We start from the raw sequence: 25,944 nt of genomic DNA on the forward strand, positions 1-25,944 counted from the left end.
GATTAATATCCGTATGGGGGCAAGCGTCGAGCCAAAGATAATGCCAGGACAGAGCGTCTTTTTCCGTTCTTTTAAGTGGGAAAGGTTTTACCTTCTCTAGGCCAAGACAGTCCCAGAGCTAAAAGGGCCAGTTGCTCTTTTTGGGCGTTTGTGAACGGTAATCGCAGGAAGGGGATTTTCCCAACCGCACCTGGTTTTCCATCACAATAAAGTTGGCGGCATTTGTTCTGATATTCTTGGGAATACTTACACTATGAATGGCCGTATTAAGTGATACAGGAGCTGCTATTATTGTAATACTGAATGCTCTCCGCCTTTTGAGGGTAAAAGAATAAAAGTAAGGATAACTAGGTAAAGCTGTTCAATCAAAAATTGAACAGCTTATTTTTCATCAAAATCAAAAACGTTTATTATAATACCTACACTTGTTCTGTTAAACGTACCGATTTTTTAACCTTATTGTATCAGTAATATCTTGAAACGAAGTAAGCGACTAAAATTTCTCTTTTATCATACGTTTATAAAAATACACTTTTAAGAACGGTTTGAAAATTTTTGAAATAGATCAAAATAATCTTCTGGTTAAAAAACCTGTAGATATGATTTCTCTCTTAAATTTTTGTTTGATTAGATTAGACCCTAATAAGACGCATTCAACATGTCTACACGTGAATTTAGTCTTTGAAAATGTAAGGACCATTATTATTATAAAAACCCTAGTATAAAACGATACGCTGAAGCGTATCACAAATAAAACTAAAAAATAGGTTGTATATAACTCACTTTGAAATTGATTGAATATATAGTAACTTTAATAGAATGCAGCTATTGTGGCGTAGAATATGAGAATCAAAAAATGATTAATATAGTTTGAAGAGACTGAGCATAAATACTAGAAAAATGGCCAGTAAATGAGTTTACTATAAACTCATTTACTGGCTTCTCTAATAATTATCAAGACAATTTTCGTTTCTAGGCATACTTTGAAATGCGCTATTTTCTTTAAGAATATTAATATATGACTTGTGTTGGTAATGATAACCTTGGTTAGAGTGTATTTTCATGTGATAGTTAAGATTAGATCTTTTAATTAAAACATTGTTTTAAATATCGATGACAAGGTCTAATGTAGGACGTGTAGATATAAGGTTCGGAATTATATAAATCCATAAAAGGAGATAAATCGAAAACCTTTATACCCTGGGTGGGTATATGTTATAGTATAAGTAACTTTACTATAACATTTTCATTAGGAGGGGTTAATTTGAATAATAATGGTGAAGAGCATAATCATCAAAATCACATGAATCATTCCAATCAAATGCATCATGATAACCATGCCTCACATCATCATCATAGTGGCCATGCACATCATCATGGAAATTTTAAAGTTAAGTTTTTTGTTTCATTAATTTTTGCAATACCTATCATTCTTTTATCGCCACTGATGGGTGTTAACTTACCTTTTCAATTCACATTTCCAGGTTCTGAATGGGTAGTGTTAATATTAAGTACAATTTTATTCTTTTATGGTGGTAAACCGTTCTTGTCTGGTGGTAAAGATGAAATTGCTACAAAAAAACCAGGCATGATGACCTTAGTTACCCTAGGTATCTCAGTAGCTTATATTTATAGCTTGTATGCTTTTTATATGAATAACTTTAGTAGTGCAAGTGGTCATACAATGGACTTTTTTTGGGAATTAGCAACCTTAATTTTAATTATGCTATTAGGACATTGGATAGAAATGAATGCTGTCGGAAATGCTGGAGATGCTTTAAAGAAAATGGCAGAACTGTTACCTAATAGTGCTATTAAAGTTATGGATAATGGCCAACGCGAAGAAGTTAAAATATCAGACATCATGACTGATGATATCGTCGAAGTAAAAGCCGGAGAAAGCATTCCAACAGATGGTATTATCGTTCAAGGACAAACATCTATAGATGAATCCCTAGTCACTGGAGAATCTAAAAAAGTACAAAAAAATCAAAATGACAACGTCATCGGGGGTTCTATTAATGGGTCTGGAACAATACAACTCAAGGTTACAGCTGTGGGAGAAGATGGATATCTTTCTCAAGTTATGGGACTTGTTAATCAAGCACAAAGTGATAAATCTAGTGCTGAATTGTTATCTGATAAAGTAGCGGGTTATTTATTCTACTTTGCTGTAAGTGTTGGCGTGATTTCTTTTATTGTCTGGATGCTCATTCAAAATGATGTTGATTTTGCATTAGAACGTCTTGTAACTGTGTTAGTCATTGCTTGTCCACATGCTTTAGGCTTGGCAATACCTTTAGTCACTGCACGTTCTACTTCAATTGGTGCACATAATGGTTTAATTATTAAAAATAGAGAGTCTGTAGAAATAGCTCAACATATCGATTATGTAATGATGGATAAAACTGGTACTTTAACTGAGGGTAACTTTTCTGTGAATCATTATGAGAGCTTTAAAAATGATTTGAGTAATGATACAATATTAAGCCTTTTCGCCTCATTAGAAAGTCAATCTAATCACCCATTAGCTATAAGTATTGTTGATTTTGCGAAAAGTAAAAATGTTTCATTTACTAATCCACAAGACGTTAATAATATTCCAGGTGTCGGATTAGAAGGTCTAATTGATAATAAAACATATAAAATAACAAATGTCTCTTATCTTGATAAACATAAACTTAATTATGACGATGACTTGTTTACTAAATTAGCTCAACAAGGTAATTCAATCAGCTATTTAATTGAGGATCAACAAGTCATTGGCATGATTGCTCAAGGAGATCAAATTAAAGAAAGCTCAAAACAAATGGTAGCTGATTTACTATCAAGAAATATTACACCAGTCATGCTTACAGGTGACAATAATGAAGTGGCACACGCTGTCGCAAAAGAATTAGGTATTAGTGATGTCCACGCACAACTCATGCCAGAAGATAAGGAAAGCATTATAAAAGATTATCAAAGTGACGGTAATAAAGTCATGATGGTCGGAGACGGTATCAACGATGCGCCGAGTCTTATAAGAGCCGATATTGGTATAGCAATTGGTGCAGGCACAGATGTTGCAGTGGATTCAGGTGATATCATACTTGTTAAAAGTAATCCATCAGATATTATTCATTTCTTGACCCTTTCAAATAATACTATGAGAAAAATGGTGCAAAACTTATGGTGGGGTGCAGGTTATAATATTGTTGCTGTACCTTTAGCAGCTGGTATTTTAGCATTTATCGGCTTGATTTTATCACCTGCAATAGGTGCTATTTTAATGTCACTAAGTACGGTTATTGTTGCAATTAATGCCTTTACATTAAAATTAAAATAAAAGATAGGAGTTTTATTATGATTAAAAAATTATTTTTTATGATATTAGGATCATTACTAATATTATCAGCTTGCTCCAATAATGATGAAAAAGATAAAGACACTAATGACCAAAAAAGTGAGAGCCATATGAAGCATAATGATGAAAGTAAAGTTCCAGAAGATATGAAATCGACTAATGAGGGTGAATTTAAAGTGGGAGATAAAGTAACGATTACAGCAGGGCATATGCCAGGTATGAAAGGTGCAGAAGCTACTGTAAAAGGTGCGTATAAAACATATGCCTATGTTGTAAGTTATAAACCCACAAATGGAAATGAAAAAGTAAACAATCATAAATGGGTCGTAAACGAAGAGATTAAAGATGCACCTAAAGATGGATTTAGTAAGGGCGATACTGTTAAATTAGAAGCAAGTCATATGTCTGGTATGAAAGGTGCTACAGCCAATATAGATAACGTGAAAAAGACTACTGTTTACGTAGTTGATTACAAATCCAAAGATAATGGTAAAATCATTAAAAATCATAAATGGATGACAGGAAATGAGCTGAAAGCACGATAAAAATCTAGTTCTAAATTGAGAAATAAATAGATATAAAAATATCCTCCTTAATCAATAATTTAAATAACTTATTATTGTTAAGGAGGATATTTTTTAGTGTGTAAATTAAAAAGAATTTTAGAAGAATAACATTTATCAAAAAACTGTTCATTACCTTATTAATTGAAATTATATAATTAAAAACCGCATCATTAACCGATACGCAGAAGCGTATCACAAATAAAACTAAAAAAACGATGTTGAACAATAATATTCATTATGAATTTTTTGAGTAAATCTTAGGAGGAGAAATTAAATTGATTAAACCTAAAGATATAGTTCAATTTTTAAAGCCATGGTTTTTGGCTCTTATATTTGTTGTTTTTATACTTATTCAAGTAGCAGGTTTCACTGGTTATAGTGAAGATTTTTTCGGGCTATTTCATATTGGAATTGGACAATTAGGTTTACTTTTACGATACAGCTTGGCATTTTTATTGTCTGGTCTTGTTACCTTTATTTACTTGTACTATTATAAAAAATTCATAGGAAAAAATAAGAATGATTATATAAAGAAATAGAAAAAGTAATGAACCTTGTAGATGAAAATGATATAGATCAAGTAATCACATTATTGGACAAAAACCAAAGAATATTTGTAGTAGGCGCAGGAAGAAGTGGGTTTCAAGCTAAAGGTTTTGCAATGAGACTTATGCATATTGGTTATACAAGTTTTGTAGTTGGAGAAACAATTACACCTTCTGCGCAAAAAGAAGATGTATGGGTTGCTGTTTCTGGTTCTGGTAAAACTGAAAGCATAGTAACACAAACAAAAAAAGTAAAGGATGAAGGCTTGAAAATTATTGTATTAACGAGTGATGAAAATTCACCGTTAGCTAAGTTAGCAGATAAACTTGTCATTGTACCAGGCGCAACTAAAGCTAATACCGGAATAAAATCAACTCAATTATTGTCGTCTTTGTTTGATCAAACTGTACACATTACATTAGATGCAATTAATCAAAAATTATCTGAAAGAGATAATATTTCAAATAATACTGCTAATCAAAACCATACAAATTTAGAGTAAAGGGCGTTTTATTTTGGAAGAAATCAATTCATTAGAAAAAATTCAAAAAGAAAGATTAGTCGCTGTAATAAGAACTCAAACCAAAGAAAAATTTTTCAGCATAGCTAGTACATTGTTAGAAAATGATTTTACTGTAATTGAAGTAACACTTACCACACCGAATGCTATGGAAATTATTGAAGAATTATCCTTAAGAAAAAATGCAGTAATTGGAGCAGGAACTGTAGTTAATGCAGAACAAGCAAAGAAAGCTATTAGAAGTGGGGCTACATTTATTGTAAGTCCATATTTTGATAGAGAAACGGCTCAATATCTTAGTGAATATCAAATACCATACATTCCCGGATGTATGACGGTAAAAGAAATGGCCGAAGCAATGAAATACGGTTGTGAATTATTGAAGTTATTTCCTGCTTCTCAGTTCTCTTCAAAAATAATTAACGATATTAAAGGTCCTTTACCTGACATCAAAATAATGCCAACTGGTGGAGTTGATAGTAGCAATGCAAAAGATTGGTTGAAATCAGGTAGTTTTGCTGTAGGAATAGGCAGTGAGATTACAAAGGTTTTTGATGAGAAAGGAAAACAAGGATTGATAAAATATATTCAAAAACTTTTGAATAATATTAAATAAATTGAATATAAATCTGTAGTAAATCTCAAAAGTTGAACTTTTTAGTTATACTATTTCTTTTATGGCAGGATTTCTGTATTCATCAGAAATCTTGCCTTTTAAATTTATCTTTTCTGTTTTCATTATTATAATATTCAATATACTTGGGTATTTTTGATTCCGTTTTTCTTCAATAAAACATTTCTTTCTTTAGGAAAAATAATCATAAAAAATGACTCAGCATGGTATGCTTTTAAAATTTGCTTCGTTCTTTTACACGAATTTTATGTTGGTTGTATCATTTGTATGTATCAAAGTCACCCATCATAAGTATTCTCGAGTGCTGTAAAATCATTAGTTGAACTTATATTGATTTTACTTGCAGGCGCAATAATACTAACTAACTTATCTTCTCACTAAATTTTTGCTTTTAGTTAGGTAAGAACATTGAGATGATTAAACGTAAAAAGAACTCGATAAATTTAAAAGCATTACTTTAAGAAAGAGTACTGAGTTAGAAAGATTTATCTCAGTTTAGTAAAATAATTGATAGAGATAACAACATATCATTTCAAGAGTCATAAAAGTAATTATTATTGGAGAGACCAAGACACCTAATATTATAGGTCTAACAGTTATATTTGATAAGAAGCCTTTTAAACAAATAGGAAAAGTTGCGTTGGGTTCTTTGATAGGATTAACCGCTATGTCTGGAGGTAGTCTTTTACTTGCAGCAGCTGGTCTAGGTATTTTAGGTTCTTATTTCAAAAGAACTTTCACAATAAAAGGACCACTAGGTAAAGAAATAACAAGAATTATAGAAAATCACTTTGGTGAACCTGTAGAAATTAAAGCATAATATAGAGGTAACCATTTTCAAAGACACATTGATTTCAAAATGTGTCCTTTTTAAATTATTGTAGAATAAATATAGAAAAGCGTAGCAAAACAGATTAATATAAGTGCCTGGATATAAATTCCAGGCACTTATATTAATTGTTACAACAATTGTTATTATCTTGTTGCTCTTTTTCACTTTTTTCTTTTTTTTCGTTCTTTTCCTCAATTTCTACCGAACAACATGACTGTTCCTGAGGTTTTATTTTTTTTAATGCGTCTTTAATCCCCATTATCTCACCTCCTTTAAATAATGATGTTAACAATCAAACCTGTAGCAATGGCTACAACTAAAATTGCAATAACGAATGATACTACAAATTTTTTCTTGAATAACTTAGATAGCAATACGACCTCTGGAATACTTGCGCCAGCACCACCAATTATCAATGCAACTACTGTTCCTAGAGACATACCTTTTGATACTAATGCTTCGGCTATAGGTAACATTGTTTCTGGTCTGATATACATAGGGATACCGATAACAGAAGCAATAAAGACCGATATAAAACCATCACCACTTGCATACTTAGTTATAAATTCTTCAGGTATGAATCCATATATAAAGGCACCAATAAATACACCAATAAATAGATAAGGTAACATTGGGTATAAAAATGCCCACGCATCGTTTAATGCTTGTTTAAAACGAGATCCTGTTTTATTAGCAAAAAAGCCATCACCTTTAACATTGACCCCTTTATAACTTTCAGCTAAATTCATTTTTGAAAATACTAAACCTGTTAAAATACTGAAAATTGCTAGTACTACAAAATAAACAATAGCTACTTTCCACCCTAATAAAGCCCATAACATAAATATCATTAGTGGGTTCATTAACGGTGAAGCAATTAAAAAACTCATCGCTGGACCAAAAGGAACTTTGGAATTTAATAAACCTGCAAGTATTGGAATAGTTGAACAAGAACAAAATGGTGTAACAGCACCAAATATCATACCTAATATATAATTGACGGCTTTATTAGGTTTGCTCAAAAGCTTTTTAATTTTTTCTTCTGAAACAACTTGTTGAATCAGACTTACTATAAAACTCACTACTATAAATAGTAATAATAATTCAAAAAATAACATCAGAAATGTTTTTATGAATTCCATAATTGAATATACCATTAGTATAACGCCTCCGAATTTATTTAATCAACTTTTATTGATGTATTAATCAAAAAAAATTGATTAATTTTATGTTAAAAAGAAGATACTTAAAGTATCTTACAGCAAGTATCTTCATTTAAAACCACCTGTATTTGTTGCTCATTAATTTTATAATAATTCCATGTGCCATGCTTTTCAGCAATAAGAATATTTGCATCTACTAATTTTTTTAAATGATAGGAAAGTTTAGATTGTTTTAACGCTAATAATTCTTCTAGATCACAAACACATAAAGATTTTGAATCGCTTTGACGTATTGAATGTAGAATTTTAAGTCTGATTTTATCAGCTAGCGCATTAAACATCTGTTCATAAAAGTCTAATTGTTCTTCCTCAGTTCTACTAGGACTGGACTTAATAATTTCCATTAAATAATCACCTCTCTTATATACAGATATTTCTATTTTTGTTTGAGTTCTAGTATTGCTTGATTAAAATGAGTTTCTGTTATTTTACCATACATGTCAGGTTCTCCTTTAAAGAACTCCTTTTTCATATATGATATAGCTTCTTTTAAAGAAACTTCTCTTGATATCATAATTAGATTTAAGTAACTAACAAAATAATCAACAGATAATATACCTGCATGATTTATTCTCATAAAATCGAACTCCTTTATAAAATACTAAAATGATATATCAACTTTTTTTGATGTATTAAATATAAATTATTATTTCAACTTTTGCAAGATAATAAAACTAGTTATTTACGACGCATTCTAATCTAATACTAAAATTAGTCAAAAAACTACATAGACACAATGCTATATAGATGTTAATCTATGTAATGAATAGGAGGTATATTTATGTCTTATAAAGAATTATCAGCAATATTAAAAGTTTTATCAGATTCAAGCAGGTTAGAAATATTAGATTTACTTTCTTGTGGTGAGCTATGCGCTTGTGACTTATTAAAACACTTTCAATTCTCACAACCTACACTAAGTCATCATATGAAGTCATTAGTAGATAACGAATTAGTTACAACACGAAAAGACGGCAACAAACATTGGTATCAACTTAATCATGCTATTTTAGATGATATTATCCAAAACTTAAACATCATTAATACATCTAACCAAAGATGTGTATGTAAAAATGTGAAATCAGGTGATTGTTGATGACCATTTTAGCAATTGTGATTTTTCTTTTAACTTTAATCTTTGTGATATGGCAACCAAAAGGTTTAGATATTGGTATTACAGCTTTAATTGGAGCTGTTGTTGCTATCATTACAGGAGTCGTAAGTTTTTCCGATGTATTAGAAGTAACAGGTATTGTTTGGAATGCAACTTTAACTTTTGTAGCTGTTATTCTTATTTCATTAATATTAGATGAAATTGGGTTTTTTGAATGGTCTGCAATACATATGGTCAAGGCTTCAAACGGTAATGGCTTAAAAATGTTTGTTTTTATTATGTTACTTGGGGCAATTGTAGCAGCCTTTTTCGCAAATGATGGTGCAGCTTTAATCTTAACACCCATTGTATTAGCGATGGTTAGGAATCTAGGATTCAATAAAAAAGTGATTTTTCCCTTTATTATTGCCAGTGGTTTTATTGCTGATACAACATCATTGCCCTTAATTGTAAGTAATTTAGTAAATATCGTTTCTGCAGATTACTTCGATATTGGATTTATTGAATATTTTAGTCGAATGATTATTCCTAATATATTCTCTCTGATTGCTAGTATTCTCGTTTTATGGTTATATTTTAGAAAATCTATACCAAAAACATTTGATACTGAAAATCTTACAACGCCTAGAGATGCAATTAAAGATCCCAAATTATTCAAGATTTCATGGATTGTATTAGCCATATTGCTCGTTGGCTATCTTGTTAGTGAATTTATTCATATTCCTGTATCAATTATTGCTGGTATCATTGCTTTTATCTTTGTGCTCTTAGCTCGTAAATCTAAAGCAGTTCATACTAAGCAAGTGATTAAAGGCGCACCTTGGAACATTGTGCTATTTTCTATAGGTATGTATTTAGTAGTGTTTGGATTAAAAAACGTTGGTATCACCACAATTTTAGCAGATGTATTATCCAACGTTTCAAGTTATGGATTATTTAGCAGTGTCATGGGTATGGGTTTTATATCAGCCTTTTTATCATCAATTATGAACAATATGCCTACTGTCTTAATAGACGCAATTGCTATCGGACAATCGAATGTAGTTGGAACAATTAAAGAAGGTATGGTTTATGCAAATGTCATAGGTTCGGATTTAGGTCCGAAAATTACACCAATTGGTTCTTTAGCAACGTTATTATGGTTACATGTGTTAACGCAAAAAGGTGTAAAGATTTCTTGGGGGACATATTTTAAAACTGGGATTATCATTACTATTCCAGTACTATTTGTAACACTGTTAGGTTTATATCTCACACTCATCATATTTTAAGAAAAGAGGTTTTAATTATGGATAAGAAAACAATTTATTTTATATGTACTGGTAACTCTTGTCGCAGCCAAATGGCTGAGGGCTGGGGAAAGCAAATATTAGGTGGAAATTGGAATGTCTATTCTGCAGGTATTGAAACGCATGGAGTAAATCCTAAAGCAATTGAAGCTATGAAAGAAGTGGATATTGATATCTCAAACCATACATCAGATTTGATTGATAGTGATATCTTAGAACAGTCAGATTTGGTCGTAACATTATGTAGTGATGCAGACGATAATTGCCCTATATTACCACCTAATGTTAAAAAAGAACACTGGGGCTTTGATGATCCAGCAGGAAAAGAATGGCCAGAATTTCAACGTGTTAGAGATGAAATTGGAAAAAGAATACAAGAATTCAAAGAAACGCTCGTTTAATGTGAGCGTTTCTTTATATTTAAGTCATACATTTTATTAATAATGATTTCATTTCTATATCTTTGATATAATAGTATGCCATTTTCCCATCCTTGTAAAAATTCAGCACGTCTCTTTTATACAGTGCTCTCAAATGATGTGATGTTGAAGCTATACTCAAACCTAATGTTATAGATAAGTCACAAACACATAATTCTTTCTCTTTAATTAGAGCTAATATAATTTTCAGCTTATTCTCATCACTTATCTTTAATAATGTATTGATAAGCCGTTGAGTTTTTTCTTCTTTTAAAAATCTTAAAGCATAATTCACTTTTTCCTCATGAACACAAATGACGTCACAAATTTTATTGTTACTCATATTAAGTCACACCTTAATTTATAATATAAATCCTAATATTGTTTGTATGGTTTCATTTTCAATAATAATAAATAAGCCCAATGCTATGTAGATAACAGCCATAATCCAACGACTGAACTTCTCAACAATTTCACCCACACCAGGAATTCTAGCTAGTTTTTGTGCTGTGAATACTAAAAAGAAAATTAAAACTAAAAATACAATTAAGGTAGTCAGTAATTCAACAATATCCAATGTTACAAAATAAGGGACAAATAAACCAATATTATCTGCACCACAACTTGCAATTGTCACTAAAGAAACAGTCCCAACTAATTTGGACAAACCTTTTTTGTTTAATTCTTTTTTTGCTCTTTTTTCGCCTTCACAATCATCATAAATAGCAACTTTTATACCTAAGTAGATGGGGATCAAACCTAATAAACCTAATATCCATTTCTCTGGAACATAATTTAACACAAAAGCTAAAAATAAACTGACTAATATGAGGATAATCGATCCTAAATATTGACCTATATAAATATCCCTATATTCTTTTCTAGTCTTTGCTCTTGCAAAAAATATTAATAGTATTACTAATAAGTCTACTGCAGTAGCAATGTAAAGTATTGCCGCAGTTACAATAGTCTGAACCATAGAGTACCTCATTCAAATATATATTTGAATGAATTGTATCATATATTGTATACTTTATGAATAATTATTACGAATCGAAAAGCGAAACTTAACTGATTATAGGGATTGTATGTGCAAAACGAGTTATTTATATATTTATTGATAATAAGATTTAAAATAATTTTAGTTTGTCAGTTCATTGCATTTTGTTTTTTAGCAATATCACTAATAAGGGGAAGTGTATCACAAATAAAACTAAAAAATGATATTAAGCAACAATATTCATTATGAATTTTTAGAGTGAATCTATATGAGGAATAATTAAATTGATTAAACCTAAAGAGATAGTTCAATTTTTATAGCCATGGTTTTTGGCTCTTATACTTGTTGTTTTTATACTTATTCAAGTAGCAGGTTTCACTGGTTATAGTGAAGATTTTTTCGAACTATTTCATATTAGAACGGGACAATTAGATTTACTTTTATGATTCAGCTTGGCATTTTTATTGTCTGGTCTTGTTACCCTTATTTACTTGCAGTATTATAAAAAACTGATGGAAAAAATAAGAATGATTGTATAAAAAAATGAAGTCTGTTGTTATTTTTGTGACATTTTTATAGGTGGATTTAATTTATATAAAGATATATACCTATTAGACACAAAGAAAAATGCTTTTTTATGGCAAAAGTCTGAATATGTGAGTTTATTAGGTTCTACATTTTTAATATTTTGGTGTGAAAAATCAACAGATAAATAGTAGAGTTATACAAAAGGAGGTTTGCTATAATCTACCCAACTACAACATATTGAATCTGTAAACATAAATGATTTGTAAGATCAGATTCCGTTTAATTACTCTATATTAGAAAACTTATATTTTGATTTTTGAGAAAACTGACTCATTTTTGGATTTAACAAAAAGTTACCAAATCAATTATTGGAAAAGCATGCTATTTAATCGCATGAGTCTACTAATTGGAAATTATACATACACGGGGTTCTATTATAATCAGGGTATACCTGATGAAGTTTGGTATAAGTCACTTGGTTCAAAAGGACAAGCAGTTGAACGTTTTCCTGATTTTAAAGAAGAAGACTATACTAAACAATTGCAGAGAACAAATATAATGAAATGAAAGGATTGTTGAGCATAATAAAAATTACGCATGGTACTTATATTTTGCATTTTGAATTGCTGTCCATATTTGAAAATCACCGATTGCTTTGCCACCAGCCTAAGAACGTTCTCTTAAAAACTAATTTGCACCTAATAACAATAGATGTTTTGTCATATGAGCTTCCTAATTTTTAGGAAATGGTTAACATATAAAAATAATACTATATAAAATTATATTTGGAATGAATTTTGAGGAATATGAATTTTATTGATTTAAATAGCGTTAATTCGTTTAAGGGAGAGTAGAACAGAACTTGTAGTATGCTTAATAATATAGAAAATAAAAAAGACGAATCCGCTTAAGCGAATTCGTCTTTTTACAATTAAGAGTGGGGATCGTTCTAAACTCTTAATTTAAGCCCTACAATTGTTAGTTGTTTTTAATATTCGATATTCGGTGCTTTATTCACGTGTTTTTGATAACGTTTTAAAGCGCAAAAACTGATAGCGCCGATTACTGAAACTACTAATAGTTTTTTCATTTTTTCACAATCCTTTAAAATTATTATGCATTAAACTACTATTTACTATAATAGTTTAGGTTTAAGTTTTTAGAAGTTTGTTGACGTGTACGTCTCATTAAATCAGGATTATCAATTAATGATTGGCCATAAGATGGAATCATTTTTTTGATTTTTGGTGACCATTCTGAGTTATATTCAGGGAAGTTTTTCTCTAATACTTCTAATGCAACTGATACTGAGGTAGAAGCCCCTGGAGATTCACCTAATAATGCAATTACAGTATGATCTTCAGAATTAACCACTTCTGTACCAAATTGGATAAAGCCTTTACCATTTTCAGGTGTATCTTTGATTACTTGAACACGTTTACCAGCATTGTATAATTGCCAGTCTTCATCACGTGCTTCTGGATAGAATGTACGAAGATGATTCATTGTACCTTCTTTAGTCATCAAGATTTGATCAATTGAGTATTTAATTAATGGTAAGTTTTTAACTGCTGATGCTAATAAAGTTGTGATGTTATATGGTTTAACAGATTTAAATAAATCTAAATTAGAACCTTGTTTAAGGAATTTAGGTCCAATATTAGCGAATGGTCCAAATAATAATGTACGTTCACCATCAATGTAACGTGTATCTAAGTGAGGTACAGTCATTGGTGGTGTACCTTGTGGTTCTTTACCATATACTTTAGCATCGTGTGCTTGTATAACATCTGGATTTGTACAGATTAAGAATTGACCAGTGATTGGGAATCCACCTAAGTGTTTACTTTCAGGAATACCAGTTTTTTGTAATAGTGGAATTGCGCCACCACCAGCACCAATAAATACATAATCAGCTAGTTGTGTTTTTACACTACCACTGTTACGTTGACGTACTTTAACTTCCCATTTACCGTCTTTACGTTGGTTAAAGTCCATCACTTCGTGGTTGTATTGAACATCTACATTAGGTTCTTTTTCTAAGTTTTTGGCCATTTTACGCGTAAGTTCACCAAAGTTTACGTCAGAACCTTCATCAATTTTACTAGCTGCCATAATGTCTCCTGCACTATGACCTTCCATCATTAACGGAATCCATTTTCTCATTTCTTCAATATCTTCTGTATATTCAATATTGTCGAACATTGGGAATTCTTTCATAGCTTCATAACGATCTTTTAAAAATTGAACGTTATTTTTACCTCTTACAAAACTAATGTGTGGTAACGGACGAATAAACTCTTCAGGGTTACTGATTGTTTTGTTTTGAACTAAATGACTCCAAAATTGTTTTGATAATTCAAATTGTTCATTGATTTCTTTCGCTTGCTCAATGTTAATTGAACCATCTGGTTGTCTAACTGTATAATTCAATTCACATAAAGCAGCGTGTCCTGTACCAGCGTTATGACGCTCGTGAGAACTTTCATCGCCTGGACGATCTAAACGCTCGTATAATTTAATATCCCATTCTGGTGCTAATTCTTTAATCATTGTACCGAATGTAGTACTTAATACCCCAGCGCCGATTATGAGAACGCTTTTTGACTCTTTGTTAGTAGCCATTATCTAATCACCTTTCCTTATCTCAACTTGCAACTATAGTATAATACTAATTCACCTATCATTAAAATACATATTTGTTATAGGTGCCATTCTAATATGGAATGGCACCTATAACAAATATGTATTTTATTTATATGTTGCAGCATTTTATAATAAATATGTAATCAATTTACAGCGTAAATTATTCGTAATGACATGCCATGGTATAGGACTAAATGTGAGCGGCGCTAATTTAGAGTATTAAATATGAATTTTTCATAATAATATAATGTGAATAATTTTTTAATACATTGTAAAGTTAATGATTTAATTTATTTGCAATGATTAATGGTTTTTTCATTAAAGTTTGAAAGGAAATGAATGTAAAATGGCTGACAAAAATTATACAGCAGCAAATATGGTAATAAACACTTTGAAAAATAATGGTGTGAATTATGTATTCGGTATCCCAGGTGCTAAAATTGACTACTTATTCAATGCACTTGAAGATGACGGTCCAGAACTTATTGTAACGCGTCATGAGCAAAACGCGGCAATGATGGCACAAGGTATTGGACGCTTAACAGGTAAACCAGGTGTTGCCTTAGTAACAAGTGGCCCAGGGGTAAGTAATTTAACGACTGGGCTTTTAACAGCGACATCAGAAGGAGACCCTGTATTAGCATTAGGTGGACAAGTTAAACGTAACGATTTATTACGTCTAACGCACCAAAGTATTGATAATGCAGCATTATTAAAATCTTCAACAAAATATAGCGAAGAAGTTCAAGATCCAGAGTCATTATCAGAAGTTATGACAAATGCGATGAGAACTGCAACTTCAGGTAAAAATGGCGCAAGTTTCATAAGCATACCGCAAGATGTTATTTCTGCACCGGTTGAATCACAAGCGATTGCACTTTGTCAAAAACCTAGTTTAGGTGTGCCAAGTGAACAAAACGTTAATGAAGTAATTGAAGCGATTAAAAACGCGAAATTCCCTGTATTATTAGCAGGTATGAGAAGTTCAAGTTCAGACGAAACGAATGCAATCCGTAAATTAGTTGAAAAAACAAATTTACCAGTTGTAGAAACATTCCAAGGTGCAGGTGTGATTAGTCGTGAATTAGAATCCCATTTCTTTGGTCGTGTTGGTTTATTCCGTAACCAAGTAGGTGACGAATTATTAAGAAAAAGTGACCTTGTTGTTACGATTGGTTATGATCCAATTGAATATGAAGCGAGCAATTGGAATAAAGAATTAGATACTAAAATTATTAATATAGATGAAATTCAAGCGGAAATTACAAATCATATGCAACCAGCAAAAGAATTGGTTGGTAATATTGCTGGCACAATGGAACTTATTTCTGACAAAGTCGATGAACCTTTTCTCAGTCAAAAACATTTAGACGAATTAGAAACTTTAAGAGCGCATATACTTGAATCAAGTGGTATCAAACCAACACATGAAGATGGCGTGTTACACCCAGTTGAAGTCATTGAGTCAATGCAAAAAGTATTATCAGATGATACAACAGTAACTGTAGACGTAGGTAGTCACTATATTTGGATGGCACGTAAATTTAGAAGTTACAATCCAAGACACTTGCTATTCAGTAATGGCATGCAAACGTTAGGTGTTGCATTACCATGGGCTATTTCAGCTGCTTTAGTACGTCCTAATACACAAGTTGTATCTGTTGCTGGCGATGGCGGTTTCTTATTCTCAGCACAAGACTTAGAAACAGCTGTACGTAAAAATCTTAATATCATCCAATTAATTTGGAATGACGGTAAATATAACATGGTTGAATTTCAAGAAGAAATGAAATATGAACGTAGTTCAGGCGTAGATTTTGGTTCAGTTGACTTCGTTAAATATGCTGAATCATTTGGTGCTAAAGGATTACGTGTAACAAATCAAGAAGAATTAGAAGCGGCAATTAAAGAGGGATACGAAACTGAAGGACCAGTATTAATTGATATCCCAGTGAATTACAAAGATAATGTTAAACTTTCAACAAATATGTTACCTGACGCTTTTAACTAATATCGAATTAAACGGTGAAAATGATTAATTATTTATCAAAATAGGAGTGAATAAAGTTATGACTAACGTACTATATCAACACGGCACACTAGGTACATTGATGGCAGGCCTTTTACAGGGTACTGCTTCAATCAATGATTTATTAAAACATGGAGACATTGGTATTGCGACTTTAACAGGTTCAGATGGTGAAGTGATTATCGTTGATGGTAAAGCTTATCATGCCAACGAACATAAAGAATTTGTAGAATTGGTAGGTGACGAATTATCACCATATGCAACAGTATCAAGATTTACACCTGATAAAACGTATAGCACGAGCAATAAACCTTCAGCAGAAGTTTATGATGAAGTTAAAGAAAAAATGTTAAGTAAAAATTTATTTTCTGCTGTTAAAATTTCAGGTACATTTAAAAAAATGCATGTACGTATGATGCCAGGACAAGAACCACCATATACAAGATTGATTAACTCAGCGAATAGACAACCTGAACAAATTGAAAAAAATATCAAAGGTTCTGTTGTAGGATTCTTCACGCCAGAATTGTTCCATGGTATTGGTTCAGCAGGTTTCCATGTTCATTTCGCTAATGATGACCGTAATTTTGGCGGACACGTATTGGATTTTGAAGTTTCAGACGTTACGGTAGAAATTCAAAACTTTGAAACATTTGAACAACATTTTGCTGTCGATGATGAAGCATTTACAAATACGGACATTGACTACAAAGATATTGCAAAAGAAATAAGACAAGCAGAATAAAGGAGTAGCGAGCAAATATGTTAGTTGAAAGTTTTAACCCTTTTAATAATTTGCTACTTTCAAGTATTGTAGCCGCAATACCAATTATATTATTTTTATTATGTTTGACTGTATTTAAAATGAAAGGTATATATGCAGCAATTACAACATTAATCGTAACAATTATTGTTGCTATGCCATTCTTTAAATTACCAGGAAGTATTGCAGGCGGTGCTACTTTAGAGGGCTTTTATCAAGGCATTATCCCAATCGGATTTATTGTAATCATGGCAGTTTGGTTATATAAAATTGCTACAAAAAGTGGCCAATTTGATATTGTTCAAGATAGTATCGCGAGTGTCTCACGAGACCAACGTGTTCAATTATTATTGATTGGCTTCGTATTTAATGGATTTTTAGAAGGTGCTGCAGGCTTTGGCGTACCTATTGCTATTTGTGCAGTTTTATTAACTCAAATAGGTTTTAAACCTTTGCAAGCTGCGATGTATTGTTTAGTAAGTAATGCAGCTGCAGGTGCATATGGCGCGGTAGGTATACCAGTTGCAATTGTAGATACGTTGAATTTACCAGGCGACGTAACGTCATCTCAAGTAGCGTTAATTGGTAATTTAACATTAGGCTTTATTAGTTTTGTTGTGCCATTTTTATTAATGTATATTATGGATGGCTTTAAAGGTGTGAAAGAAACTTTTCCAGCCACTTTAGTTGTGGCAGTTACTTTCACAATTTTACAAGTACTTATTGCAGCTTTTGCTGGACCAGAGTTGGCTGATATTATTCCTGGTCTGGTAGCAATGAGTGCATTAGCATTGTTCTCAAGAAAATGGCAACCTAAAAATATTTTCAGAATTAATAAAGATGAAAAAGCAGATGCAGTGCCTAAACATTCTATGGGACATATCACTTATGCATGGAGCCCGTTTATCATTTTAACGATTGTTGTGATGATTTGGAGTTTACCAGCATTTAAAGGTTTATTTGAAAAAGGTGGTGCCCTTAGTGCACTCGCTGTGAACTTTAATGTGCCAGGAACAATGAATGCTGTGACTAATAAACAGAATGAACTAACATTCAATTTCTTTGCTCAAACAGGTACAGCTATTCTAATTACAGTGATCATTACAATTATTATTGCGAAAAATATGAGCTTTAAAACTGCTGTTCATTTACTGGGTCTCACAGTTAAAGAATTATGGGTTTCGGTGTTAACCATTTGTTTCATTTTAGCAGTATCCAAAATCACAACATATGGTGGACTAAGTAATGCTATGGGACAAGGCATATCTAAAACGGGCGCTGCCTTTCCATTACTATCACCACTACTTGGTTGGATTGGTGTATTTATGACGGGATCTGTCGTAAACAATAATTCATTGTTTGGGCCAATTCAAGCCTCTGTTGCTGAACAAATTGGTACAAAAGGTTCATTACTTGTTGCAGCTAACGTAGCTGGTGGTGTAACTGCTAAGATTGTATCACCACAATCTATTGCTATCGCTACAGCAGCAGTTAATAAAGTAGGTAAAGAATCAGAACTGATGAAAATGGCAATGCGTTTCAGTATCGGATTGTTAATTCTCGTTTGTATTTGGACATTTATTTGTAGTTTATTTATCTCATAAAATGAATTATAAAATACTAGCATAAAAAAGGACGTACATCCCGAAAGTCGGATTGAAAATCTAACTTATCGGGATGTTTTTTTAATTTATGTGCTGCAAATGTGATGATTACTAGAAGCATGTATGATATTGGTAGACAATCTAGTAAATTATAAGTATTTTCTGGACTTTAAAAAGATGAAAGTGTCTTTGTAATAATCAGTTATAAGTATACAGTGCTAGCAATAACTGTAATTTTCCGTATCCAATTGGTAAACTGGATATAAAGCTATTTTAATTATACTTATATAACAATAGTAAAATTGCTTAGTTAGCTGAAAGGAGGTTATTTATGTTTTTAGAATGGAATGAAATAAAACGTAACAAATTGAAATTTTGTCTAATTATCGGTGTCTTAATTATGATTAGTTATTTTTTGTTCCTATTATCAGGTTTAGCAAGTGGTTTAATGAATATGAATAGAGAAGGTATCGATAAATGGCACGCAAACGTCATCATTTTTAAATAAAGATGCGAATCAAATGGTTGAACAATCAATGTTTGATAAAAGGACATTGTAGATACATATATAAAACAGATGACGCTAAAGCAATCCGATAACATTGTATCTAATGGGGATAATGAAGAAAATGCATTACTGCTCGGCGTAACAGATGGTTCTTTTCTCGTACCGAATATGATTGATGGAAAGAAATTTAATTCTGATAATGAAGTCCTTATTCTTTAGGAACCCAGAAAATATTCTCTACCAAATATTCATCTTTATCTTCTTCATACTTTTCCTCAAAAGAATTAGAAACATATTTCAAAAATATAATGCCTAACGCCACGTTCTTGTACTCTGCCGCATCCATACTTCCACGTAACTTATCTGCTGCTTGCCATAACTTTTCTTCAAGTCCAATTTTTGCCATCTACAAAACCTCCTAAAAAAATTTGGAAAAGAGGATATAAGATGTTACAAAAAGTAGGTGTCGAGATATTTATTATAGCGTAAAGCCGCAAATCTTTAAAAATTATGTGAAAAAATTAATAATCATTCTAAAGGCACCACCTAGTTTTTGTTTCCATTGGAGAAACAGCAATAATTAAAGAGAATAAATCAAATGTTTTAAACATTTCTAAAACGTATGTAGAAGAAAACTTGTTCAATTAATTGTAACCGCTAATGTATTTCTCAAAGTAAGGGTTTGGTATTCCCTTATAAACAATATATTTTTTAAAAAGCATTTACTAAAATGACGGCATAAATTTCTGTATTTAAATCTCGAATGTAAAATATCTTCGTTCACTTCAATTATTTTCTATTGTTAATATAAAATATAACAATAGAAAGTGACTATTATGGGGGCATTTACTTTTAAAGAAAGAATTCAAAAAACATATACAAAAAAGGATATTGAGAAATCTTTAGGTCTTAAAAACAAAGCTCAATTGCAGAAAAGAATTTATAAATTAGTTAATATTTATAAGGTTGATATGAAGAAATTTCAAAAAATTTTGGTGAAAGTGAAAGAGCTGCTTATAGTTTCAATGGTATTACTTTTGATATATTATGCGTCTTATTGAATAATATGTCAGACGATAATTTACCTAATTCAATAACGGATGAAGGTGTTAGGTTAAGAAAAGCTGCGATAGAGAACATAGATATTACCCAATATGCAAATTTTATTAAAAGTATTAAGAATGATATAGAGAAAATTGAATTTAAACCATTAAGGTTACATATATATGTACAAAAAACGTTCAAAATTATCGTACCCATACACGATGCGATTATGATTGATTGTGGTGGTAAAGAGACTGCACAGGATGTCGCTCAACTAATGAAAGATACAGCTAACCAGTTTTTCAATGGTGAATTGGCGCATGTGACAGTGGAAGAAATAGGAGATGTTGACCATGAATAATGATAGAGGACAAAGCCTACACACTCTAAGTATTACACCACTTAAAGAAAATAATATATATGTAGCTACGTTGCATTCTGTGATCCAAACGGATTTTTCAGGTGAAGTAAAACACCAATTCACATATAAAATTAAAGTGAACAATCAAATTGTATATACGAATCGTAATATTTCAACACAAGCGAGCACAAATCAGGCGTCAATCATTGATTGGCTTAAACGTCATAGTAACTATAGCATGGGTCACGAAACGTATGAATATTACATTGACTGAAAGCATTTAATCCATATTGGTCAATAGAATGGTAATTATTATGTACACGATGTAGCACTATTAAATGAAACTCGAGGAATATTATAATGAACAGTATATTCGAAATGTTAACTAAAATAATAAGTATGGCTAAGGAGGCAATCGACCGTCAAGGTCTGATTGCTATCCTAACTATTCCTGTTAATAATAACAATGAAATAGAAGAAACGGCTCAAGGTGAAACCGTGTATAACGAACTTATCGATCCGTTACGACTTAATATCCCAAAAGATACGGACTATCGACCTAACATCTATAGCTATTTTAGTATTAAGAAGAATCCGAATGACACAGTACTCATGGAAATGATGATAAAGGTTTTTCATATCAAACGCTTTAATTCAGAACTTTTGTTTTCAAAGCTAACAGGTGGCAAAAGATAAATGGAGATGAATTACAAGGCATGATATCTAAAATGATACAAGTATTGCTTGTAGATTATAAGCCTTCACTAAGCACTCTAAGAAATGTCGTAGATGGATTGCAAAAATCTTCAGATATAGAAGAACTCAATGAGGATAAAGATTATATTGACTGTGGGAGAAACATGTTTAATCTAAAGACATTTAAAGTGTATGAAAACGATATAAAAATATTCCCTAAGACACGATTAAATTTGAATCCAATATTACTTAACCATAGACAATGTAATAAATACTTTTTCACAATGAAAAACCCTTCAAAAGGAAATGATTTTCATCTCATTTGAAGGGGATTTTGTTTATATTAAATTAGAAAAATAATGCTTTAACTACTATGAAAAGAGAACTAAATAATTGAAAGATATCACCAGACATTAGATTAACCACCTTTCTTTTTATACATGTTTAAGTTTAATCGTTTTGAGTTGAAGTGAGTGCTTCACTTTGAACTAAATCATCAGCTAAATCGTACCAGAATTGTTGTAGTTCTTTTTGATTACGCTTTGTATCTTTACTATCTTGACCCACAAAATCGACATGATCCCAGTCGTGTTTTGTTGGTGTTACTTGCCAGATACCTTTTTGATTAACATCTGTTGCTTCTGTATAAGCTTGATTAAATGGATGTTGAGATGAAATTACAGAAACAAGTCCATCGTTTTCTCTCCATTCTTTCTCAGGTGCTTTACCAATGACATTTGCAGTAGCTGTGAATGGTAAGAAAAGATTATAGTCCGCTTTATATTTACCCGATAATGTAGGGTGTGTTGCTTCACCTGTATACGTTTTGTATACGATATTAGGATTGAGTGATGTTTTACGATTAAGATCTGTGGCACCATCACGTGTTAAATCGTAAAAAGCATTATCTTTTGTTTGCCATAGTTTAGAAGTTTTAGCTCGTGAAAGGTATGATAAATAAGATTCTCCAGGTTGTTGTTTTAAACCCCATTGAGATAGACCGAAGTCTACACGAGAGTATTTATTACCAAGTTTTTTACCTAGATCAAACGCAATTTGACGAACAATGGGCTCATTACCCAATTTATCAGAGGCGTGTGTACCATTATGTGGTGTACCTAATGTGGTAATTGAGGAAACCATATTATCGTGCCCCCCCTGTAATAAAGGAGAAATATCGCCACCATGTGTCTTTTGATATGCAATTTCTTCTTTACTACCATTTCTTAATAATTCTTCTAATTGACGAATAGTTTGACCGCCCATACTATGTCCCACTAGATGTACTTTATGGTCAGGTTGCCAATCTTGATAAACGCCTTCATATGTTTTGCCATAACGTTCATGTCCATATCTTTCAGCATGAGCAGCACCATAATCTACAGTACCACCTTTAATGTAATAATAAAGCTCTACCGCTCTATCATAGTTACTACCAAATGCACTAATGCTTGCTTCATAAGAATTATATCCATTTTCCTCCAAATATTGTCGGATATTTAGTTTGTCTCCACCCCAATAGTGTGATAAGACATTGGGGTTAATATCATCAGTAAATCCATTAAAACCATGAACAAGAATAATAGGATCTTGGTTTTTGTACTGGGTTTGTTTAGCAACTTTATTAGTCTGATCTTTAGTTGTTGATGAAGATTGTGTTCTATTTTGATTATTTATTGTAGGAACTGTATTATTTTTTAATGCATCTAAATCGGTTTGTTCATCTTTTTGATTTTTAGCTTCTTTGTTTGCGAGTTTTTCATTCACTGTACTATTATCTGAAATGTCTCCTGTGTTCGTGTCTGCACGTGATGTCATTGATGTTTTGATATCTTCTTTTTTAGTCATATTTAGTGTTTTCTTTGTTGTCTCTGCTAGTATTTCAGCATTTGTGCTAGTTTCATTTGATGACGCTTTATTAATTTTATTTCTTTTTAATTCAGTAGATGTATCATCTTTTTTAGGTACGTCGTCTTGTTTTGGTGTTTGAACTTTAGTAATAGATGCATGTTCTTTTGTTTCAACTGAAGGTGTATACTTTTGAGATATTGTATTTTCAGTACCAGATGATGCAGTTGATTGGCCTCTTGTAATTTCTTCTTTTGATATTTCAGGCTTTTGAGAATTGTTGTTTTCATTATCTGATGATGTAGCCTCTTGAGATGGTGGATTTTGGGAGTTTGCTTTAGAATTTGTTTCAGTTACTTGCTGCGTTTTATCCATCAATGGCTCTGTAGTTAAATTTTGTTCAGGATTAGACTTTTCATTAGTTGAAATTGTATCTTTGGTGTCGTTCTCTCTCTCAATTGGTTTAGTTTTATTATGTATGCTTAAGGAATGATCAATTTCATCATTATTATTATGTGACTCAGTAGTTGATGAAACCTTTTCTATATGGGTGCTTTGATGATTATACCCAATAGATTGTACTGTAGCTGTATGAGGATTTCCCACTTCATTTTTTGTTTCTGCTGCTTGTGCAGTGAGACCTCCCATGAATAATAATGACGTTACCAAGGTAGATGATAGGCCTACACTAAATTTACGAATACTATATCTATTTTGTCTTACCTTCATAAAAATCACCTCTATTAATTATTTTTTTAATATAAACTAGATAAAAATATTGATAATTATACGTGGAATAAATCCGAACATCTTACTAAATACCACTCCAATATTATCCAAAGTAATCATCCTTTCTTAACTTATAAAATTGGAAACGCTTTCAATTACGATGAAAAAAATTTACTATATGTAAAATAAAGATACATATGAGATAAACAATCAACGTTGTTGATTAAAATTAAATAAATTATATCGCTATATGAAAGCGTTGTCAATAATTTTTCTAAATCGTATAAGGAATATGTATTTAAAGGTATATAAAATTAATGTGGATAATAAAATATGGAATAAAAGTATATAAATATAACAATATGTCTACTCTTAAAAAAATTAAATTATGTATTTAGATGAATATCTATATATTTTAAGAAGAACATCCAAATAGAATAAACTTAAAGAATTCATAAATGAATCAACAAAAAATATTTACCAATTAGAAATATATATAAATTATAATAAGAATGTAAATTCAATTTACAAAAGTTCATTGATTAAAGCTAAGAAATTATAATTTTAAGGTTATCAAAGTTATATATGTATAAATCAAATTAATAATCGTCTCACCTTCATCATTATAGTTTTCAACCTCAAAACCATTACCACCACTAATCAACTTAGAACTTATTTTTAAGGTTTAAAGTATCCATTATTTCTCTTATGATATATCCTTTAAGTTTCATTTCTACTACTTTATATTTTGTTTCAACTGAATATGCCACTCTTTTCATAGAAAAAACACCTCCGTATAAATTCATTTTAATATGAATTCAACGAAAGTGTTTTTATTTTACTCCCATATCTTGGGGTTAGTGCATTAATATGAATTTATACAGAGATGTTTTTATTCTTCAATTATTAAATCATTTTCATTTGATAAATTAATTTCTTCATTATTTTCATTATTTTCATTATCTTCAATATCTTCAATATCTTCAGAAATTGAATCTGATCTTTTGTGAATCTCTTCTTCTGTCCATCCAGTATCTTTTAAATGCTTATTAATATTCACAAAATCAACTCCTATAATTTATCTATCTTATATATTTCATTAATTATTAGCTAATTCAAAACGTATATTATAAGATAAATTTCTATTTACTATATGTTGGTCAACCCCTTTATTTGTGCCTCTGTTTAAATGGGTTGCTTTGTATTGATTAGAAAGTTGCCAGTTATAAAAATCTTGCCTATCTAACCATAAAGTTAATAGTATATAGTGCTCATTTTCATTGTGTGGTTCTAAAAACCTTAAAGCTTTATAACCTGTTACCGTATTTAGTCTTTTGAATCTATTTAAAAATTTATCTTTAAAATCATTTTGTCTATTGCTATTTACATATAAATGGTTCATAACACAGAAATAATTATTGTTTAAATTACCATCTTTCTCTAAAATACTATATGATTTTTGACAATTATTTTTGATAATTTGTATTAAATTATTTTTTTCATGGAGCACATAAGATTGATTCGAATTAAAAATAACCATTATTTACCTCTCTATTCCATCTAATAATATATTTATTGTAACATTGTTTATAAAACCAAACTATTATAATAGATAGTATTAGCAGTTTGAAATTTTTATTATTTTACTAAAAATATGATGAGGTCTATTTATTTAAAATTTAAATCGAACTTTATCTTA

Annotated in this window: 24 protein-coding genes and 5 pseudogenes; 17 read left to right on the forward strand and 12 right to left on the reverse strand. The window is 30.9% G+C overall.

Annotated elements, in window-relative coordinates; all coding sequences use genetic code 11:
- The first annotated feature begins 1,264 nt into the window (after nt 1–1,264).
- From PYW35_RS00305 to PYW35_RS00330, 6 genes are all read left to right on the forward strand, one after another.
- Nucleotides 1,265–3,328: a heavy metal translocating P-type ATPase gene (locus PYW35_RS00305; protein WP_169925702.1), complete on the forward strand. Its 2,064-nt coding sequence runs from the start codon at nt 1,265–1,267 to the stop codon at nt 3,326–3,328.
- 17 nt (nt 3,329–3,345) lie between these two features.
- A complete protein-coding gene (locus PYW35_RS00310; RefSeq protein ID WP_000592150.1) occupies nt 3,346–3,891 on the forward strand; it encodes a YdhK family protein in 546 nt (181 codons plus the stop codon).
- 296 nt (nt 3,892–4,187) lie between these two features.
- Nucleotides 4,188–4,451 (forward strand): hypothetical protein, encoded by a 264-nt coding sequence (locus PYW35_RS00315; protein WP_103323276.1) that lies wholly within the window; start codon nt 4,188–4,190, stop codon nt 4,449–4,451.
- An 8-nt stretch (nt 4,452–4,459) separates the two neighbouring features.
- Nucleotides 4,460–4,960: a 6-phospho-3-hexuloisomerase gene (hxlB, locus tag PYW35_RS00320; RefSeq protein ID WP_103323275.1), complete on the forward strand. Its 501-nt coding sequence runs from the start codon at nt 4,460–4,462 to the stop codon at nt 4,958–4,960.
- A gap of 13 nt (nt 4,961–4,973) precedes the next feature.
- Nucleotides 4,974–5,594, forward strand: a complete 621-nt coding sequence (locus tag PYW35_RS00325; RefSeq protein WP_103323274.1) for a bifunctional 4-hydroxy-2-oxoglutarate aldolase/2-dehydro-3-deoxy-phosphogluconate aldolase — start codon at nt 4,974–4,976, stop codon at nt 5,592–5,594.
- A gap of 685 nt (nt 5,595–6,279) precedes the next feature.
- Nucleotides 6,280–6,432, forward strand: coding sequence for a hypothetical protein (locus PYW35_RS00330; RefSeq protein ID WP_230620735.1), 153 nt, complete (start codon nt 6,280–6,282; stop codon nt 6,430–6,432).
- A gap of 133 nt (nt 6,433–6,565) precedes the next feature.
- Here the strand turns inward: PYW35_RS00330 and PYW35_RS00335 are convergent, their stop codons facing one another.
- The 4 genes from PYW35_RS00335 to PYW35_RS00350 all read right to left on the reverse strand — a co-directional run bounded on the left by PYW35_RS00335 (nt 6,566) and on the right by PYW35_RS00350 (nt 8,244).
- Nucleotides 6,566–6,703 (reverse strand): hypothetical protein, encoded by a 138-nt coding sequence (locus PYW35_RS00335; protein ID WP_095231730.1) that lies wholly within the window; start codon nt 6,701–6,703, stop codon nt 6,566–6,568.
- 13 nt (nt 6,704–6,716) lie between these two features.
- Nucleotides 6,717–7,601: a permease gene (locus PYW35_RS00340; RefSeq protein WP_103323273.1), complete on the reverse strand. Its 885-nt coding sequence runs from the start codon at nt 7,599–7,601 to the stop codon at nt 6,717–6,719.
- A gap of 89 nt (nt 7,602–7,690) precedes the next feature.
- Nucleotides 7,691–8,011: an ArsR/SmtB family transcription factor gene (locus PYW35_RS00345; RefSeq protein WP_103323272.1), complete on the reverse strand. Its 321-nt coding sequence runs from the start codon at nt 8,009–8,011 to the stop codon at nt 7,691–7,693.
- 32 nt (nt 8,012–8,043) lie between these two features.
- Nucleotides 8,044–8,244: a hypothetical protein gene (locus PYW35_RS00350; protein ID WP_040030670.1), complete on the reverse strand. Its 201-nt coding sequence runs from the start codon at nt 8,242–8,244 to the stop codon at nt 8,044–8,046.
- 204 nt (nt 8,245–8,448) lie between these two features.
- Here PYW35_RS00350 and arsR point away from each other — a divergent pair, with 204 nt between their 5' ends.
- Genes arsR through arsC form a run of 3 tightly spaced genes read left to right on the forward strand, consistent with a single transcriptional unit; the run spans nt 8,449 to nt 10,471 of the window.
- Complete coding sequence (gene arsR / locus PYW35_RS00355) at nt 8,449–8,763, forward strand: As(III)-sensing metalloregulatory transcriptional repressor ArsR (RefSeq protein WP_103323271.1); 315 nt, start codon at nt 8,449–8,451, stop codon at nt 8,761–8,763.
- Entirely contained in the window at nt 8,763–10,052 is a 1,290-nt protein-coding gene (gene arsB, locus PYW35_RS00360) for an arsenite efflux transporter membrane subunit ArsB (RefSeq protein WP_103323270.1), read from the forward strand. Before arsR ends, arsB begins: the two co-directional genes overlap by 1 nt.
- A 17-nt stretch (nt 10,053–10,069) precedes the next feature.
- Nucleotides 10,070–10,471, forward strand: a complete 402-nt coding sequence (gene arsC, locus PYW35_RS00365; protein WP_103323269.1) for an arsenate reductase (thioredoxin) — start codon at nt 10,070–10,072, stop codon at nt 10,469–10,471.
- A gap of 19 nt (nt 10,472–10,490) precedes the next feature.
- On the opposite strand, the gene PYW35_RS00370 is transcribed toward arsC, so the two are convergent.
- From PYW35_RS00370 to lqo, 4 genes are all read right to left on the reverse strand, one after another.
- Nucleotides 10,491–10,832, reverse strand: a complete 342-nt coding sequence (locus PYW35_RS00370) for an ArsR/SmtB family transcription factor (RefSeq protein WP_025907459.1) — start codon at nt 10,830–10,832, stop codon at nt 10,491–10,493.
- Between the two features lie 18 nt (nt 10,833–10,850).
- Nucleotides 10,851–11,468 carry a CadD family cadmium resistance transporter gene (locus PYW35_RS00375; RefSeq protein WP_103323268.1) on the reverse strand — a complete coding sequence of 206 codons (618 nt, stop codon included), beginning with the start codon at nt 11,466–11,468 and terminating at the stop codon, nt 10,851–10,853.
- A gap of 1,537 nt (nt 11,469–13,005) precedes the next feature.
- Nucleotides 13,006–13,107: an SE2200 family small protein gene (locus PYW35_RS00380; protein WP_103322890.1), complete on the reverse strand. Its 102-nt coding sequence runs from the start codon at nt 13,105–13,107 to the stop codon at nt 13,006–13,008.
- Between the two features lie 38 nt (nt 13,108–13,145).
- Nucleotides 13,146–14,642, reverse strand: a complete 1,497-nt coding sequence (gene lqo, locus PYW35_RS00385; protein ID WP_103322889.1) for an L-lactate dehydrogenase (quinone) — start codon at nt 14,640–14,642, stop codon at nt 13,146–13,148.
- Nucleotides 14,643–15,009: 367 nt separating this feature from the next.
- On the opposite strand from lqo, the gene alsS reads away from it, so the two are divergent.
- The 4 genes and pseudogenes from alsS to PYW35_RS00405 all read left to right on the forward strand — a co-directional run.
- Nucleotides 15,010–16,674 (forward strand): acetolactate synthase AlsS, encoded by a 1,665-nt coding sequence (gene alsS / locus PYW35_RS00390; RefSeq protein ID WP_103322888.1) that lies wholly within the window; start codon nt 15,010–15,012, stop codon nt 16,672–16,674.
- Nucleotides 16,675–16,732: 58 nt separating this feature from the next.
- Complete coding sequence (budA, locus tag PYW35_RS00395; protein ID WP_103322887.1) at nt 16,733–17,437, forward strand: acetolactate decarboxylase; 705 nt, start codon at nt 16,733–16,735, stop codon at nt 17,435–17,437.
- A 17-nt stretch (nt 17,438–17,454) separates the two neighbouring features.
- On the forward strand, nt 17,455–19,059 hold the full coding sequence (locus PYW35_RS00400; protein ID WP_103322886.1) for an L-lactate permease: 1,605 nt from the start codon (nt 17,455–17,457) through the stop codon (nt 19,057–19,059).
- Nucleotides 19,060–19,390: 331 nt separating this feature from the next.
- A pseudogene (locus PYW35_RS00405) lies at nt 19,391–19,777 on the forward strand (ABC transporter permease); the annotation flags it as partial.
- 1 nt (nt 19,778) lies between these two features.
- On the opposite strand, the pseudogene PYW35_RS00410 reads toward PYW35_RS00405, so the two are convergent.
- Nucleotides 19,779–19,973, reverse strand: a pseudogene (locus PYW35_RS00410) (type I restriction-modification system subunit M N-terminal domain-containing protein); the annotation flags it as partial.
- Between the two features lie 430 nt (nt 19,974–20,403).
- Here PYW35_RS00410 and PYW35_RS00415 point away from each other — a divergent pair.
- From PYW35_RS00415 to PYW35_RS00430, 4 genes and pseudogenes are all read left to right on the forward strand, one after another.
- Nucleotides 20,404–20,628 carry a hypothetical protein gene (locus PYW35_RS00415; protein ID WP_103322884.1) on the forward strand — a complete coding sequence of 75 codons (225 nt, stop codon included), beginning with the start codon at nt 20,404–20,406 and terminating at the stop codon, nt 20,626–20,628.
- A gap of 5 nt (nt 20,629–20,633) precedes the next feature.
- Nucleotides 20,634–20,753: pseudogene (locus PYW35_RS00420) on the forward strand (hypothetical protein); the annotation flags it as partial.
- 211 nt (nt 20,754–20,964) lie between these two features.
- Nucleotides 20,965–21,273, forward strand: a pseudogene (locus PYW35_RS00425) (hypothetical protein).
- A gap of 59 nt (nt 21,274–21,332) precedes the next feature.
- A pseudogene (locus tag PYW35_RS00430) lies at nt 21,333–21,904 on the forward strand (DUF5906 domain-containing protein); the annotation flags it as partial.
- Between the two features lie 214 nt (nt 21,905–22,118).
- Here the strand turns inward: PYW35_RS00430 and lip are convergent.
- The 3 genes from lip to PYW35_RS00445 all read right to left on the reverse strand — a co-directional run bounded on the left by lip (nt 22,119) and on the right by PYW35_RS00445 (nt 25,785).
- Nucleotides 22,119–24,245: a YSIRK-targeted triacylglycerol lipase gene (lip, locus tag PYW35_RS00435; protein ID WP_103322882.1), complete on the reverse strand. Its 2,127-nt coding sequence runs from the start codon at nt 24,243–24,245 to the stop codon at nt 22,119–22,121.
- 892 nt (nt 24,246–25,137) lie between these two features.
- Entirely contained in the window at nt 25,138–25,305 is a 168-nt protein-coding gene (locus PYW35_RS00440) for a hypothetical protein (RefSeq protein ID WP_169925717.1), read from the reverse strand.
- A 39-nt stretch (nt 25,306–25,344) separates the two neighbouring features.
- Nucleotides 25,345–25,785, reverse strand: coding sequence for an antibiotic biosynthesis monooxygenase family protein (locus PYW35_RS00445; protein ID WP_103323668.1), 441 nt, complete (start codon nt 25,783–25,785; stop codon nt 25,345–25,347).
- Between the last annotated feature and the right edge of the window lie 159 nt (nt 25,786–25,944).

The sequence above is a fragment of the Mammaliicoccus vitulinus genome (assembly GCF_029024305.1).
GTDB classification, from domain to species: domain Bacteria; phylum Bacillota; class Bacilli; order Staphylococcales; family Staphylococcaceae; genus Mammaliicoccus; species Mammaliicoccus vitulinus.

Excerpts from the sequence above, each read along its gene's own strand:
- hxlB (WP_103323275.1), top strand. The coding sequence starts at position 4,460 with ATGAACCTTGTAGATGAAAATGATATAGATCAAGTAATCACATTATTG.
- lip (WP_103322882.1), bottom strand. The coding sequence starts at position 24,245 with ATGAAGGTAAGACAAAATAGATATAGTATTCGTAAATTTAGTGTAGGC.
- arsR (WP_103323271.1), top strand. The coding sequence starts at position 8,449 with ATGTCTTATAAAGAATTATCAGCAATATTAAAAGTTTTATCAGATTCA.
- PYW35_RS00380 (WP_103322890.1), bottom strand. The coding sequence starts at position 13,107 with ATGAAAAAACTATTAGTAGTTTCAGTAATCGGCGCTATCAGTTTTTGC.
- alsS (WP_103322888.1), top strand. The coding sequence starts at position 15,010 with ATGGCTGACAAAAATTATACAGCAGCAAATATGGTAATAAACACTTTG.
- PYW35_RS00335 (WP_095231730.1), bottom strand. The coding sequence starts at position 6,703 with ATGGGGATTAAAGACGCATTAAAAAAAATAAAACCTCAGGAACAGTCA.
- PYW35_RS00310 (WP_000592150.1), top strand. The coding sequence starts at position 3,346 with ATGATTAAAAAATTATTTTTTATGATATTAGGATCATTACTAATATTA.
- PYW35_RS00330 (WP_230620735.1), top strand. The coding sequence starts at position 6,280 with ATGTCTGGAGGTAGTCTTTTACTTGCAGCAGCTGGTCTAGGTATTTTA.
- PYW35_RS00340 (WP_103323273.1), bottom strand. The coding sequence starts at position 7,601 with ATGGTATATTCAATTATGGAATTCATAAAAACATTTCTGATGTTATTT.
- PYW35_RS00345 (WP_103323272.1), bottom strand. The coding sequence starts at position 8,011 with ATGGAAATTATTAAGTCCAGTCCTAGTAGAACTGAGGAAGAACAATTA.
- PYW35_RS00400 (WP_103322886.1), top strand. The coding sequence starts at position 17,455 with ATGTTAGTTGAAAGTTTTAACCCTTTTAATAATTTGCTACTTTCAAGT.
- PYW35_RS00375 (WP_103323268.1), bottom strand. The coding sequence starts at position 11,468 with ATGGTTCAGACTATTGTAACTGCGGCAATACTTTACATTGCTACTGCA.
- budA (WP_103322887.1), top strand. The coding sequence starts at position 16,733 with ATGACTAACGTACTATATCAACACGGCACACTAGGTACATTGATGGCA.
- lqo (WP_103322889.1), bottom strand. The coding sequence starts at position 14,642 with ATGGCTACTAACAAAGAGTCAAAAAGCGTTCTCATAATCGGCGCTGGG.
- PYW35_RS00445 (WP_103323668.1), bottom strand. The coding sequence starts at position 25,785 with ATGGTTATTTTTAATTCGAATCAATCTTATGTGCTCCATGAAAAAAAT.
- PYW35_RS00350 (WP_040030670.1), bottom strand. The coding sequence starts at position 8,244 with ATGAGAATAAATCATGCAGGTATATTATCTGTTGATTATTTTGTTAGT.
- PYW35_RS00415 (WP_103322884.1), top strand. The coding sequence starts at position 20,404 with ATGGGGGCATTTACTTTTAAAGAAAGAATTCAAAAAACATATACAAAA.
- arsC (WP_103323269.1), top strand. The coding sequence starts at position 10,070 with ATGGATAAGAAAACAATTTATTTTATATGTACTGGTAACTCTTGTCGC.
- arsB (WP_103323270.1), top strand. The coding sequence starts at position 8,763 with ATGACCATTTTAGCAATTGTGATTTTTCTTTTAACTTTAATCTTTGTG.
- PYW35_RS00370 (WP_025907459.1), bottom strand. The coding sequence starts at position 10,832 with ATGAGTAACAATAAAATTTGTGACGTCATTTGTGTTCATGAGGAAAAA.